General features: G+C 37.4%; 15 protein-coding genes. 12 read left to right on the top strand and 3 right to left on the bottom strand.

All coding sequences use genetic code 11. The annotated features are described in order from the left end of the window. Positions 1 to 3 precede the first annotated feature (3 nt). Both uvrC and E7Z77_RS02835 read left to right on the top strand, forming a co-directional pair. Positions 4 to 1755, top strand: coding sequence for an excinuclease ABC subunit UvrC (uvrC, locus tag E7Z77_RS02840; RefSeq protein WP_292749965.1), 1752 nt, complete (start codon positions 4 to 6; stop codon positions 1753 to 1755). A gap of 101 nt (positions 1756 to 1856) precedes the next feature. Beyond that, the gene (locus E7Z77_RS02835; protein WP_292749963.1) at positions 1857 to 2399 is read left to right on the top strand and encodes a zinc ribbon domain-containing protein; all 543 of its coding nucleotides are present in this window, start codon (positions 1857 to 1859) and stop codon (positions 2397 to 2399) included. Between the two features lie 4 nt (positions 2400 to 2403). On the opposite strand, the gene E7Z77_RS02830 is transcribed toward E7Z77_RS02835, so the two are convergent. Beyond that, a complete protein-coding gene (locus E7Z77_RS02830) occupies positions 2404 to 2697 on the bottom strand; it encodes a hypothetical protein (RefSeq protein ID WP_292749960.1) in 294 nt (97 codons plus the stop codon). An 87-nt stretch (positions 2698 to 2784) separates the two neighbouring features. Here E7Z77_RS02830 and E7Z77_RS02825 point away from each other — a divergent pair, with 87 nt between their 5' ends. The 10 genes from E7Z77_RS02825 to E7Z77_RS02780 all read left to right on the top strand — a co-directional run bounded on the left by E7Z77_RS02825 (position 2785) and on the right by E7Z77_RS02780 (position 12293). Continuing rightward, entirely contained in the window at positions 2785 to 4488 is a 1704-nt protein-coding gene (locus tag E7Z77_RS02825; protein ID WP_292749957.1) for an ATP-binding cassette domain-containing protein, read from the top strand. A gap of 5 nt (positions 4489 to 4493) precedes the next feature. Further along, positions 4494 to 4919 (top strand): universal stress protein, encoded by a 426-nt coding sequence (locus tag E7Z77_RS02820; RefSeq protein WP_292749954.1) that lies wholly within the window; start codon positions 4494 to 4496, stop codon positions 4917 to 4919. Positions 4920 to 5039: 120 nt separating this feature from the next. Further along, positions 5040 to 5207 (top strand): 4Fe-4S binding protein, encoded by a 168-nt coding sequence (locus E7Z77_RS02815; RefSeq protein ID WP_292744004.1) that lies wholly within the window; start codon positions 5040 to 5042, stop codon positions 5205 to 5207. Positions 5208 to 5211: 4 nt separating this feature from the next. Then, the gene (locus E7Z77_RS02810; RefSeq protein ID WP_292749952.1) at positions 5212 to 6390 is read left to right on the top strand and encodes an NAD(P)/FAD-dependent oxidoreductase; all 1179 of its coding nucleotides are present in this window, start codon (positions 5212 to 5214) and stop codon (positions 6388 to 6390) included. Between the two features lie 10 nt (positions 6391 to 6400). Then, positions 6401 to 7369 carry a UDP-glucose 4-epimerase GalE gene (gene galE / locus E7Z77_RS02805; RefSeq protein ID WP_292749951.1) on the top strand — a complete coding sequence of 323 codons (969 nt, stop codon included), beginning with the start codon at positions 6401 to 6403 and terminating at the stop codon, positions 7367 to 7369. Positions 7370 to 7377: 8 nt separating this feature from the next. After that, positions 7378 to 8271, top strand: coding sequence for a hypothetical protein (locus E7Z77_RS02800; RefSeq protein ID WP_292749949.1), 894 nt, complete (start codon positions 7378 to 7380; stop codon positions 8269 to 8271). Between the two features lie 74 nt (positions 8272 to 8345). Next, a complete protein-coding gene (gene purF, locus E7Z77_RS02795) occupies positions 8346 to 9767 on the top strand; it encodes an amidophosphoribosyltransferase (protein ID WP_292749946.1) in 1422 nt (473 codons plus the stop codon). 6 nt (positions 9768 to 9773) lie between these two features. Next, on the top strand, positions 9774 to 11021 hold the full coding sequence (locus tag E7Z77_RS02790; protein ID WP_292749943.1) for a peptidase U32 family protein: 1248 nt from the start codon (positions 9774 to 9776) through the stop codon (positions 11019 to 11021). Next, positions 11014 to 11808, top strand: a complete 795-nt coding sequence (cfbC, locus tag E7Z77_RS02785; RefSeq protein WP_292749941.1) for a Ni-sirohydrochlorin a,c-diamide reductive cyclase ATP-dependent reductase subunit — start codon at positions 11014 to 11016, stop codon at positions 11806 to 11808. Before E7Z77_RS02790 ends, cfbC begins: the two co-directional genes overlap by 8 nt. Before the next feature lie 2 nt (positions 11809 to 11810). After that, complete coding sequence (locus tag E7Z77_RS02780) at positions 11811 to 12293, top strand: methylated-DNA--[protein]-cysteine S-methyltransferase (protein ID WP_292749938.1); 483 nt, start codon at positions 11811 to 11813, stop codon at positions 12291 to 12293. A 19-nt stretch (positions 12294 to 12312) separates the two neighbouring features. Here E7Z77_RS02780 and E7Z77_RS02775 read toward each other — a convergent pair whose 3' ends face one another. Continuing rightward, positions 12313 to 13266 (bottom strand): DUF6569 family protein, encoded by a 954-nt coding sequence (locus tag E7Z77_RS02775; protein WP_292749935.1) that lies wholly within the window; start codon positions 13264 to 13266, stop codon positions 12313 to 12315. Beyond that, positions 13263 to 13640 (bottom strand): HIRAN domain-containing protein, encoded by a 378-nt coding sequence (locus tag E7Z77_RS02770; protein ID WP_292749933.1) that lies wholly within the window; start codon positions 13638 to 13640, stop codon positions 13263 to 13265. Before E7Z77_RS02770 ends, E7Z77_RS02775 begins: the two co-directional genes overlap by 4 nt. Positions 13641 to 13736: the final 96 nt, after the last annotated feature.

Genomic DNA, 13736 nt, shown 5'->3' with positions numbered 1-13736 from the left:
TTCATGTCAACTAAAGTCAAATCCCCAGACAATCTGCCAAACAAGCCCGGCGTTTATATAATGCGTGATGACACAGACACCATCATTTACATAGGCAAGGCGAAAAATCTTGTCAAAAGGGTCAAATCTTATTTTAGGGAAAAGCTGGACAGGCCAAAGACTCAAATACTCATGAGTCATTTTGACAGCTTGGAGTATATTGTCACTAATTCCGAAAAGGAAGCGCTGATTTTGGAAGCCACATTAATCAAGAAGCATCGTCCGAGATATAACGTTCAGCTGAAAGACGATAAGAGATATCCCTACGTTAAAATCACAGATGAGGATTTTCCAAGACTGGTCATTACAAGAAATGTTACCAAGAATGGAGTTTATTTCGGACCGTTTACCGATGTGGGTTCTGTAAAACAGACTGTCAAGTTTTTAAAATCACTGTTTAAAATAAGAACTTGCAGAAATATGAATGGACCTTGCCTGAATTCCCAGATTGATTTATGCTATGCTCCATGTGACGGCAGGATTACAAAAGAGGAATATTCGGAAATAATCAATAAGATTGACTTGTTTTTCCAGGGCAAATATTCGACCATTGTCAAAAATCTTAAAGTGGAAATGATTGAAGCCGCCGAAAATGAGGAGTTTGAAAAGGCGGCAGTGATAAGGGATCAGATTTCCTCCATTGAAGAGATTATGGAAAAGCAATTTGTTGATTTGGTTGATGATGACCTGGACCAGGATGTAATTGCAATTTCTCCAAGCAAGGATGAGGTCATAGTCATCATAATGCCGATAAGAAACGGAAAGATTGTTGGGCGTGATGACTTTTTAATGAGCGGAGCCCAGTATGATTCATCATCCGAGATAATGTTCGCATTTATCCAGCAGTATTACGGTTATAACAGACATATTCCTAAGCAGATTCTTTTGGATGAGGATATTGATGAAAAAGAACTTCTTGAGGATTGGCTGAGTGACTTAAGGGGAAACAAGGTTAAAATTAAAGTTCCGCAGAAGGGCGTCAAGTTAAGGCTTGTAAAGATGGCCAAGAAGAATGCCGATATCATCAAGCATCAGAAGAAAAAGATGGAGAATTCATTGATTGAACTTAAGAAATACCTCAAGCTTGAAAAGTTGCCGCGCGTAATCGAAGGATATGATATCAGTAACATTTCCGGCGAATTTGCGGTTGGCTCCAAAGTATCCTTTAAGGATGCAAAGCCTGACAAGAAAAAGTATAAGCATTTCAGGATGGAAACTCCCGGTCCTAATGATTTTGCAATGATGGAAGAGCTCTTGACCCGCAGGCTGAAAATGATTGAATCAGACCCTGAACCGGACCTGATTGTAATAGATGGTGGTAAAGGACAATTGGGAATGGCCTGCGGAGTATTGGAAAAATTGGATTTGACTCATATTCCAATTATAGGGCTTGCCAAAGAGTTTGAAGAAATATATCTTCCAAATACTAAACGTCCAATCATTATTCCTAAAAACAACAAAGCTCTTCATCTGCTTCAGCAGGTGCGTGATGAATCACATCGCTTTGCAATAACATATCATAGAAAACTTCGAAGCAAGAATATACAAGCTTCATCTCTTGATGATATTGTTGGAATAGGCAAAAAAAGAAAAATAAATCTATTAAAGGCATTTGGAAGCATTGATAACATAAAAAAGGCATCAATTGAAGATTTGGAAAAAATAGACGGCATGAATCAAAAAGCCGCTGAAAATGTCTATAATTATTATCACTAATCTTTTATCATTTTTTTTAAAAAACAGCAAATTTTACATTAAATTTAAATAGAAGTATTTTTATAATGTTTTTATAACAAAATAGAGTTAGGTAAATATTTATGGTAAAATGTCCTCGGTGTGGCTATGATAATGCATATGATGCCGTTTATTGTGATAACTGTGCATATCTTTTAGCCGATACAGGTGGAAGGAGAGTTAATAATACAAGAAGATCCAGTCGATTGAATATAAATGCTGTTAGAAAGGTCGTTATTGTATTGGGGTTTATAATTATAGCGTTGCTTGTTTTTTCTTTTGTTTACAATCTTACTCAGCCGACTCATGATGAATCTTTAAACGTAATTGGTGATGATGGAAGCATTAGTAAAGATTCCTCCTATCCTTATAGAGCGGTTATCAAGTATGATGGTGATTGGTATGCTGAAATGGGTGATCCTAATTACATTGTGACTAAATCCGGACAGGGCAATCAATCATTTGGACTGGACTGTGCTTCTTGGGATAAAGTTTTTATTGATGCTCAAAAGCAGGATTATGGTGAAGGCCCTATTACAGTTCAACTTTTAAGGAATGGTGAAGTTGTAGCTGAGCAGACAACTACAAATGTTAGTGGTCATGTTATAATCAATTATAATTATTAAATGCTTATAATTGATTTATCCTTTTTTCGAGCAGTTCAATCAGTTCATCAGTTTTGTAGAGTCTGATTTCATGCTCTTCCTTTTTGAAGATTTGAATGAATTTGATTAGGTCATTGCATAACTGGTCATATTGAATGTTCAGTGTATTGAAGTTAGACATAAGTCCAATAAGTTTTTCCTGGTCTAGCTTTTCGTTGTCTTTTAAAATTCTTTCAATGTTTACGAAATGAGTTTCAATCATAATTTTTTCCTGTTCTAAACTGTCAGCATATTCTTGAATTTTATTTTCATTTGCCATTTAAATCACGTTCTTTTAATAAGTTAATATAAAATATAAATACTTTCATTAATATAAATTTGTATTAATATTAATGGGGCATAAATAATGATAAAAGTTGAAAATGTAAGTAAAGAATATGAATTAGCAGACGGAACATCTGTTAGTGCACTTAAAAATGTCAGTTTTGAAGTTGAAGAAGGAGAAATATTGGGAATCATGGGAAAAAGTGGTTCCGGTAAAACTACTCTTTTAAGGGCACTCAGAGGTGTTGAACACATTGATGAAGGAAGTATCACTGTAGGTGATGTTAAGGTAACTTCCGAATCTTCTCAATTTTATTACAATAATCTCAAAAAGGAAACTGCAATCCACCTTCAAAGGTCTTTCGGCTTATGGCCGGATACCGTGCGTGAAAACGTTTTAAGAAAATTGTATGCCCGCAGTTATTATGATGAAGGTGATGCCAATTTGGAACTTGCGGAAAGCGAATTCGGCGATGAGGCAGATGAGCTTTTAGAGCTTGTTTCATTGACCCATAAGTCAGACCATTATGCTTCCGTTTTAAGCGGAGGTGAAAAGCAAAGGCTTATTATGGCAAGGCAACTTGCAAAACGCCCTAAAGCTTTGCTTCTTGACGAACCTGCTACCATGGCATGCCCTAAAACCAAACAGGAAATATTGGATGCAGTTAAAAAAATCAACAAGGAATTGAATATTACTGTAATTGTCGTGTCCCACTTGCCGGATGTACAGAAATACCTGGCTGATAGGGTAATTTTACTTGAAGACGGTGAAATTGCTGATGAAGGCACTCCTGAAAGAATCTGTGATGAGTTCATGGAGGATATGGATGAAATCGTAGATATCAAAAACATATCAACCGATGAGGATGTCATGGAGGCAAAAGACATCTACAAAAGGTTCTACTTGCTGACAGGCGGTGAAGTTCTTCAGATTGAGGACATTAATTTCAAGGTCCAAAAGGAAAATATCCTAAGCATCATCGGTCCAAGCGGTGCGGGAAAAACCGTACTCCTAAGAATGCTTGGAGGATTGGATGACCCTGACAGGGGAGAAGTGCTATACAAATTGGATGATGGTGAATGGGCTGACATTGACATTCCTGGAATGAACCGTATGAAAATCAGATCCAAATTAGGATTCATGCATCAGGAATTTGCATTAAACCATTATGCTACCGTTTTAAACCAGTTAGCTGTTCGTTTAGGTTATAAAAATGACAATATTGTTAAGGAAGCTCAGAAAAGGGCTAGAAATGTTGGCATTAGTGAAGAGTTATTGGATTCATTTTATCTGCTCACAGATTTGCCTGAAACTGAGGCACGTGACCGTTTAATGCAGGTTGGACTTGATTCCGATATTTTGGATGACCTGTTCCCGAAATTCCCTGAGACTGCAACAAAAGAGGCAGTGGCTGATATCTTTGAAAGCCTTGATTTGGACATGAGCATATTGCACAGGAAATCCTACGAGTTGTCAGGTGGACAGAAGGTTCGTGTAATGCTCGCATTGATATTGATTTCAAGACCTAAATTCCTGCTTTTGGATGAACCATTTGGAGATTTGGACCCTGTTACTTTAAGGGATGTAACAAATGCTTTAAAAACAATCTCAAAGGATTATGGAATTACCATTGTAATGATTTCACACAATACCGATTTCATTAAGGAATTGTCCAACAGGGCAATATTCATGGATGATGGGAAAATCATTGATGACAGTGAAAACATTGATGAAATCGTTGATAATTTCATTGATTTCTGCCATGCCGACTACCTTAAAGGGTGATTTTGATGTTTGATGTTATTGCAGTTCCTGTTGACGGGTCAGATTATGGATTTGAGGCAGCTGACATTGCTATTGAGATAGCCCAAAAGTTCAACTCAAAGATTGCCGCCGTCCACGTTCTGGAAGAATTTTCATTCAGCAGCTACGATTCGGAAGAGGATTCCGGTGATGCTATTTTGGCCAAAATTACTGAAAAGGCAAATGCTGTTGGAATTGAAGTCACTGAACATTTGCTTACTGCAGATCCATTAAGAGATATGAAATTCATTGTAGACCAGACCCGTGCAGATTTGGTCGTTATTCATGCACATGGGGCCAATAATAACAGATTCGTATCATTTGATGAAAATAATGTGTCTGATACTCAAATAGGTTCCGTTTCAGAAAGGCTCTTAAGAAATTCTGAAGTGCCTGTATTATTGGTAAAATAATGCTTTAAAATTTATTTTTTTCTTTTTTTATTCCTTTATATATCTATTTTTAGTAAACATTTTAATATAATAAAAAAGATACTAATTATAACATAAATTGTTTAATATAGGAGATATTTTATGATTGTTAAAGATTGGTGCTCATTTTGTGGTGAGTGCGCTGGAGTTTGTCCAAGAAATTTAATTCAAGTAAGAGAGTATTCATTAGTTTTTAATGATGATGACTGTAAAGACTGTGACACATGTATTAAGGCATGTCCTATAGATGCATTAGAAAAAGAGGAATGATAATATGATTGAAACTGATGTAATTGTAGTTGGTTCAGGACCAGCAGGTTCTAGTGCAGCTAAACATGCTGCATTAGGTGGTGCAAAAGTAATTTTAATGGATAAAAAGTCTGAAATCGGTTCACCAAAAAGATGTGCTGAAGGTGTTTCAATTCAAGGGCTTGAAAAGTTAGGCATTGAACCTTCACCTCGTTGGGTTACCCAGGAAATCCAAGGTGTAAGAATACAGACTCCTGACGGAACCGACGTTTGGTTAACTAGCGAAGAGGTCAAATTACCTGAAGCAGGATACATTTTGGAAAGGAAAGTATTCGATAAGCACATGGCAATGGATGCTGCAAGAGCAGGTGCTGAAATCAAAATCAAAACCTTGGTCACAGGCATTGAAAAAATAGAAGACGGATATATTGTTAACACCGAATGCATGGGCGAAAAAATAGATTACAAATGTAAAATACTAATCGCTGCAGACGGCCCTGAAGGTCACATTGCAAGATGGGCAGGATTAAGGCCTGCAGCAAAACCTAAAGAAATGGAATCCGGTGTACAATATGAAATGTGTAATGTTGAATTTGAAAGGCCTGGAGTAATTGAATTTTACTTAGGTTCATGTGCTCCTGGAGGATATGTGTGGATTTTCCCTAAAGGTGATGACATCGCAAATGTCGGTTTGGCGATTTTACCACACAAAGCGGAAAAGACCGCTAAGGAATACTTGGATGATTTTATTGCAAAATGTCCATACACCCAAAACGCTCAGGCTGTTGAGTTGAATGTGGGCGGAGATCCTGTTGGGGGTATGACCAAAAAACTTTATGACGATAATATTTTAGTCTGCGGAGATGCGGCAGGTCAGGTAAACCCATTGACCGGTGGAGGAATCATCAGCGGTATGACCGGTGGAATGTGCGCAGGTCAGGTGGCCGCTCAAGCTATCAAAGAGGACTGTTCTAAAAAATTCTTAAAACAATATGATGAAATGGCTCATGCAGAGCTTGACCATGAAATCAAAAGGTATAAGAAAGTTCAAGAATACCTACTCACCTTATCCGATGAGGAACTGGACAGCATTGCTCACGCATTCCAAGGTGAAAGCTTTGATAAAATTTCCACTACTGAAATTGTTAAAAAATTAATTAAAGTATCTCCAAAAGCTTTACTTAAATTAGGTAAATTCGTATAAGGGTGTTTAAATGATTCTTATTACTGGTGGAGCGGGTTATGTTGGCTCCCATACAAATAAGCTCTTAAACAGTGAAGGTTATGAAACCGTAGTTGTTGACAACCTATGCAAAGGTTATGAGTCATTTGTCAAATGGGGAAATCTTGAAAACTATGACCTTGGAAGCAAAAGTCTAAGGGAGGTTTTCGAGAAATATGACATTGATGCCGTCATTCATTTCGCCGCATTTTCATCAGTTGAAGAATCTATTAGAATGCCTCAAATGTATTTAAAGAATAATTATAGAAACACATTAAATCTCTTGCAGATTATGAGAGAATTTGGTGTTGACAAATTTATTTTATCATCAACTGCCGCGGTTTATGGAAATCCTGAAAAGATACCTATAACTGAAGACCAAGACTTAAAACCAATCAATCCTTATGGACACTCCAAATTCATCACCGAAAAGGCTTTGGAAAGGGAAGCTGAAAAAGGTGATTTCAAATACGTATCTTTAAGATATTTTAATGCGGCAGGTTGTGATTTCGATTGTGAGATCGGGGAATTGCATGACCCTGAAACTCACCTTATTCCATTGATATTGGATGCGGCTATCGGAAAACGTGAGAGCATTTCAATTTTTGGAAATGATTATGATACTCCCGATGGAACATGCATCCGTGATTATATCCATGTTAATGACTTGGCCGATGCTCATATCAAGGCATATGAATATCTATGCGATGGCAATGAATCAAATGTCTTTAATTTGGGAAATGGTCAGGGATACTCTGTTCTTGAAATCATTGAAAAATGTAAGGAAGTCACAAACACTGACTTTGATGTAAAGATTGCCGAACGTAGGGAAGGTGATCCAGCTATTCTTGTAGCAGATTCATCCAAAATCAAAAATACATTGGGCTGGAATCCTAAATATGATTTGGACCAGATTATTGAGTCTGCATGGAAATGGCATGAAAAAATTAATGTAATTTAGGTAATATCATGGAAACCGAAGCTCATGAATCCAAAATTGATGTTCGTATAATTGTATCGAATTTGGATATTGCGCAGTTCGTTTCAAAGGCTGTAAATGATATCCAACTTGAAGATGACTATAATATAATTGTTTCATCCATTATTCCAACCGTAGAATTGGATATGGTTAAAAAGGTGGCTACCGGTGCCGATATTCTTTTGATAGGTGGATATGGTCATGATGAAACATTCAATATTCTTTTTAATGAATTGAAGACTGATTTTAATCATATCGGGTTATTTGATTATAATAACCTTGTTGTTGAGGACGGGTCTATTGATTTCAAGCTTGCCGAAAAAGAGATTTTGAACTCAATAATAAAATCAACATTATCTTATTCTCTGAACTTAATAAACATCCATTCATTGGAAAATAAACTTGTAAAAGTAACTCATAACTATAATAATCTGCTTGATGACTATAATCAGCTCATTAAAGAAAATGAAGTGTTGTCCCAGGAAAATAATGAATTGATTGAGGACATTAACGGTTTAAAATCTGATTTTGAATCATTCAGATCACGCTATGAGAATATCTACTCCCGTGATATTCTTGAAATTTTTAGGTTGGATGAGTTGTGGCAGGAAACCTTCAGGCAGGATTTGACTGATGAAGAAAGGGTTGTAATAGCTACAAATAAGTTTAAACCTGACAATATTATCGTAGGGCAAGGTTTTATCGCATCAGAATCCAAAGATAAAGCAATAGAATGGTTAAAAATTATTAAAACGGCATTAATCTTCGTAGATGATAATTCTGATGATTTGAAAAAAGAACTGTCTCATGAAGAGGAAAAGGACATACCTGAAGTTAAAGAGGACTATGATGTCAGCGATGCTTTTGAGAATTTCTGGGATTAGTTTTTGTAAAACAAATATTATTTTATACTAGTTAAAAGAAAATTATAATTATACTATTTTATAGGAGTTAGCAAATGCAAGGAGAAATGGAAGATAAGTGTGGTATTGTCGGATATCATTCAAATGATGAGTCTAAAAATATCGCATCCTTTGTTTATTATTGTTTATATGCTTTACAGCATAGAGGTCAGGAATCAGCAGGAATAGCTACTTTTAATCCGGAAAAAGGATTGAATTATTACTGCGGAATGGGTCTGATAACCGATGTTTTTAAGGACTATGAAATCCAGAATTTATTGGGAAACATGGCTGTCGGGCATGTAAGATATTCAACCACCGGCCAGTCAAAACTTGAGAATTCACAGCCTTTCGTAACTGATTTTGATGACGGATTTATAGCCATGGCACATAACGGAGACATCGTTAATTCAGATGAATTGAGAGAGGAATTAATAAGGGACGGTTATGATTTCAAATCCGACACTGATTCCGAAGTGATATGTTACATGCTTAAAAAAGAGCATCATGATAATGAAAAGGATATCATAGAATCCATCGAATGCGTTTCTAAAAAATTGGTCGGATCTTATGCATTGACCATTTTAGTGAACGGTGATTTGTATGGTGTTAGGGATCCGATGGGAATAAAACCTCTCGCCATTGCCGACAGGGATGGAGATTACATTTTAGCATCCGAAACCGTTGCATTTGATGTTGTGAATGCCAAATATATCAGAGACATCAAGCCTGGTGAAGTCGTATACTTTGAAAATAATGAAATTAACTCCTATATGTTAGAAAGTGCAGGAAAATGCAAACTCTCACACTGTATGTTTGAATATGTTTACTTTGCAAGGCCTGACAGTACAATCGACGGAATAAACGTTTATCAGACTAGAATGAACATTGGTAAGCAGCTGCACAAGCTGTATCCTATTGATGCTGATGTTGTAATTCCAGTACCTGATTCATCCATTCCGGCAGCTATCGGATATTCAAGAGCTTCCGGCATTCCATATGGTGAAGGTTTGATTAAAAACAGGTATGTTGGAAGAACATTTATTATGCCAACCCAAGAGGAAAGGGAATTGGCGGTCAGACTTAAGTTAAATCCTATTAAGGAAGCCATTAAAGGCAAAAAAATTATTTTAATTGACGACAGTATTGTAAGGGGTACCACTTCCAAACAGTTATTGGATCTTGTAAAGGAAGCGGAACCGGCTGAAATTCATTTCTTGGTAGGTTGTCCTCCTGTTATTTCACCTTGTTATTATGGTGTTGCAATGGCAACCAAAAAAGAGCTGATAGCGGCAAATTACACTACTGAAGAGATCAAGGAACAGCTGGACATTGATTCTTTAGGTTATATTACATTGCCTGCATTGGTCGAAGCTATTGGAATGCCGAAAGAGAACTTATGTTTAGGATGTATTAATGAGGAATATCCTACCGAAATTCCTGAAGGTCTTGAAGCTGAAACCTATTATAAACCTTAGATTTTTATGGTTGAACTATTAGCTCCTGCGGGAAATTTCATTTCCCTTCGTGCAGTTTTGGAAAATGGCGCTGATGCAGTTTATTTTGGCCTTGATGATTATAACATGAGGGCCAATGCAAAAAATTTTACTCTTGAAGATTTGCCTGAAGTTTCTGAAATTGCAAAGGAATATGGGGCTAAAACCTATTTATGTACAAATATTATTTTAAATGAAAGGCGCGCCAGGCAGCTTGAAGGCAACCTGGAAGCGATTTCATCATCTGAAATTGATGGACTAATTTTATCAGACATTGGCCTGATTGAAGACACTGTTTCCCATGGCTTGGAAGCCCATATCAGCGTTCAGGAGAACGTCACCAATTCATATACATTAAGGACACTTAAGAAACTGGGCGCCAAAAGAGCAATCCTTTCAAGGGAGCTGTCCTTAAGCGAAATTTCTAAAATCGCTGAAAGGTCCCCTATTGAGACAGAAGTTTTCATTCATGGTGCAATATGCATGGCCATTTCCGGAAGATGTTTTTTAAGCTATGGCTTATATGGCAGAAGCGCCAATTGCGGTGACTGCCTGCAGCCTTGCCGCAAAAACTGGACCCTGACATATGAAGAGGGCGAAGACAATGTCATAAACTTTTCTGATGTCGAGGATGAATCATTCATCATAACTGCCAGTGATGACGGAAGCTATAGAACCAACTTTTTCTCACCCAAGGACATGTGCATGATAGAATACATTCCGCAGCTTATTGAAAGCGGTGTAGATTCATTTAAGATAGAAGGAAGAGCCAGAAGCCCGGATTATGGTGCAATGGTCACAGGAATATATCGGGAAGCCATAGATGACTATAATGATGACCCGGTTAATTATGAGGTGAAGGACTCATGGATGGATGAGTTGACCAGTGTGTTCAATCGCGGATTCGACACCAATTTTTACTTCAACACTCCCTTTGAGACAAGTGAAGACAACCAATCAAAATTCATCAAAAAAGACATTGGTCAGGTGGTGAATTACTATAACAAGGTCAAGGCAGCCGAAATCAGAATATGGGATGACCTGAAAATAGGAGACAGGATAATTATTCAGGGCAAGACCACAGGCTCCGTCAACCATGTCATTGAATCTATGCAAATTGAAGGAAAATCCGTTTCGAATGTTGAGAAGGGTTGCAATGTGGCAATCGCTATTCCAACTAAAGTAAGGGAAAATGATTTTATATACAAATTAGTCGAGAGGACTTGTGATGATTAAGAAAATAGCTATTTATGGAAAAGGCGGAATAGGAAAAAGTACTACAGTAGCCAATCTGTCCGCTGTTTGGGCCAGTGAAGACTTAAATTGCCTGGTTATAGGTTGCGATCCGAAGGCCGATACTACACGAACATTATATGGTTCAAGAATCCCGACCGTTGTCCATACATTGAAGGAAAACAGAAAACCTCAAAAGGAAGACCTGGTGTTTGAAGGTTTTAAAGGCATACAATGCGTTGAAAGCGGAGGTCCGGAACCTGGTGTGGGATGTGCCGGGCGAGGTGTTATTGTGGCTATGAAACGCCTTGAACAGCTGGGTATTTTTGATGATGACATTGATGTCGTTGTTTATGATGTTTTAGGTGATGTTGTCTGTGGAGGTTTTTCCGTACCGTTGCGTGAAAAATATGCCGATGAGGTTCTCATTGTCACCTCAGGTGAATACATGTCACTTTATGCAGCCAACAATATTGTCCGCGGTGTTAAAAAACTTAAGGGCAATCTGAGCGGTATCGTCTGCAATTGCAGAAATGTTGATAATGAAGAGAAGATAGTTGCAGACTTTGCAGAAAAGATTGGCACACATGTTATTGGTACAATCCATAGAAGTAACTTGATTCAGGATGCTGAATTAGATGCAAAAACCGTCGTTGAAAAATACCCTGAAAGTGATGAAACACAAGAATACAGAGACCTTGCTTCAAGTATAATGGCTAATGAAAAGATATCAACTCCGGAACCTATGGAAGATGAGGAGTTTGAAGAATTTTTCAAATCATATATGTAGCTATGTATTACTCAACTGACTATTCCTCTCCAATCGGCGAAATGTTGATCGTAAGTGACGGCGAAGCTGTTGTCGGGCTATGGTTTTACGGTCAGAAATATTTCAGAGCCAACATTGAAAAGACAATCCAAAAAGATGATTTGCCTATTTTTGATGAAGTGACAAGATTTCTTGATGATTACTTTGGGGGACTAAACCCCGGGATTGATTTCAAGTTGAATCCGATGGGCAGCGAATTCAGGATGAAGGTCTGGAAAATATTGTCTGAAATTCCATATGGTGAAACAATGACATATGGCGAGATAGCATCAAGAATTTCTCCTGAAATGTCAGCCCAGGCTGTGGGAGGTGCAGTAGGCCACAATCCTATTTCTATTCTGATTCCATGCCACAGGGTATTGGGGGCAAAGGGCAAGCTTACGGGTTATGCTGCCGGTGTGGATAAAAAAATAGAGCTGCTAAAAATAGAAGGGATATTGGATTAAAAAAAAGAAAAAAAGGTTTTTAAAGGATGAACTCTGTTGATTCGGCAGGTTCTTCAATGCCTTCATCCGCCTCTTCGTCATCAATCTTTTTAAAGTATGACCAGTGAAGGATTTCATCCTTGTAAATATAAAGATTTCCAAATCCTGCGGAATTTTCAAATTCATAAGCATTTTCCAAACCATTGCTTTTTTTATCCTCAAAGGTTGAATCTTTTGCATTTTCGATTACAAGTCTGGCTTCATCAGAGTTTATTGTAAAAGTTGTGTTTTCAACTTTTGAATTGATTAGATAGCTTTTGATTATCTTTTCATGGAAATGGCCATAGATTTCAGGATTCAATAGGAGTTCAAAACCTTGTATCTCACCATTGACGATGACTAAAACTCCATTCTGACCATCAACAATCTTAAATTCCTTTAAAAATTCCTCATGGTTGACTCTTTGGGATTCATAACTTTCAGACATTGCCTGTGTCGGGGATGAAAAATCGATTGACCTTTCAAGTTTGTTGATTGATGACCATACCGCGCTTTGAACAGGCTCATTGAAGCGTTCAGCATTTAACTTCTGTCTGCGTGTATTGAAGTCCGCTAAATGCACAGAACTTTTAAATTCACTTTTATATGCCCATCTGCCTTGTTCAGTGCAGCTGACAGAAATTGGGCATTCAGATTTTGGAGCTATAAGTATTGTTGAGTTGATAATCCTGTTTTGATCTCCGCCTACAACTTCCTCACCGTCAATCAAAAGCAATGGAGTCACGGCATTGTTTTTAACTATCAGAGTGTTTACTGTTGAGTGTTCCAATTCCTTGACTTCAACAAGACCCAATTCAAAACCTTTTTTAAGTGTCAGGATATCCAGTGCATAATTAGGTTCTGTTTTTAGGGGGATGATGGCCACATGTTTATGTGATTGCGGTTTTAGAAGTTCGATGCCGGAATTCAATTCGCCAACTTCTGGAATTATCATTGTTTTTCCTCCAAATGAAGTTTTGACAAATCGTCAAACAGGAAGTGTATGTCGCTTTCAGGTTTTTTCACTTCTTCGCTGAATTCCTCTGTTGACAGCAATTTTACTATTGCAGTCTTTCTGTAAATGAATTTTATTTTTGCAACATACTCATCGGAAATTTTGTCATATGTTCTTCCGGCGCTCATTGTGCCTTTTACTACGGTATGGGTGCTGTTTGAAACGTATCCTATTTTTCCGAAATGCCTCATTTCGCAGGCTATTGCTTCAGGGTCATGTTTGTTGTCAGGTTCCTTTACCAGTTTCACTATTCCATCTAAAACTAATGGCTTTGGTCCGTACATATCGTCGAATGCTCTTATTGTTATATACATAGTTATCACCTTGTGTATATATTGTGCTTTGATACTATTTAAAAGTATCGTTGAATGATGAAAACCATAAATTGATTGAATAACATAAATGATAAC

The organism is Methanobrevibacter sp. (genome assembly GCF_015062985.1).
GTDB lineage: Archaea > Methanobacteriota > Methanobacteria > Methanobacteriales > Methanobacteriaceae > Methanocatella.
This window is presented reverse-complemented; position numbering and strand designations above follow the sequence as displayed.

Bases quoted from the DNA above. Each gene is read 5' to 3' on its own strand.
- uvrC (WP_292749965.1), top strand. From the start codon at position 4: ATGTCAACTAAAGTCAAATCCCCAGACAATCTGCCAAACAAGCCCGGC.
- E7Z77_RS02835 (WP_292749963.1), top strand. From the start codon at position 1,857: ATGGTAAAATGTCCTCGGTGTGGCTATGATAATGCATATGATGCCGTT.
- E7Z77_RS02830 (WP_292749960.1), bottom strand. From the start codon at position 2,697: ATGGCAAATGAAAATAAAATTCAAGAATATGCTGACAGTTTAGAACAG.
- E7Z77_RS02825 (WP_292749957.1), top strand. From the start codon at position 2,785: ATGATAAAAGTTGAAAATGTAAGTAAAGAATATGAATTAGCAGACGGA.
- E7Z77_RS02820 (WP_292749954.1), top strand. From the start codon at position 4,494: ATGTTTGATGTTATTGCAGTTCCTGTTGACGGGTCAGATTATGGATTT.
- E7Z77_RS02815 (WP_292744004.1), top strand. From the start codon at position 5,040: ATGATTGTTAAAGATTGGTGCTCATTTTGTGGTGAGTGCGCTGGAGTT.
- E7Z77_RS02810 (WP_292749952.1), top strand. From the start codon at position 5,212: ATGATTGAAACTGATGTAATTGTAGTTGGTTCAGGACCAGCAGGTTCT.
- galE (WP_292749951.1), top strand. From the start codon at position 6,401: ATGATTCTTATTACTGGTGGAGCGGGTTATGTTGGCTCCCATACAAAT.
- E7Z77_RS02800 (WP_292749949.1), top strand. From the start codon at position 7,378: ATGGAAACCGAAGCTCATGAATCCAAAATTGATGTTCGTATAATTGTA.
- purF (WP_292749946.1), top strand. From the start codon at position 8,346: ATGCAAGGAGAAATGGAAGATAAGTGTGGTATTGTCGGATATCATTCA.
- E7Z77_RS02790 (WP_292749943.1), top strand. From the start codon at position 9,774: ATGGTTGAACTATTAGCTCCTGCGGGAAATTTCATTTCCCTTCGTGCA.
- cfbC (WP_292749941.1), top strand. From the start codon at position 11,014: ATGATTAAGAAAATAGCTATTTATGGAAAAGGCGGAATAGGAAAAAGT.
- E7Z77_RS02780 (WP_292749938.1), top strand. From the start codon at position 11,811: ATGTATTACTCAACTGACTATTCCTCTCCAATCGGCGAAATGTTGATC.
- E7Z77_RS02775 (WP_292749935.1), bottom strand. From the start codon at position 13,266: ATGATAATTCCAGAAGTTGGCGAATTGAATTCCGGCATCGAACTTCTA.
- E7Z77_RS02770 (WP_292749933.1), bottom strand. From the start codon at position 13,640: ATGTATATAACAATAAGAGCATTCGACGATATGTACGGACCAAAGCCA.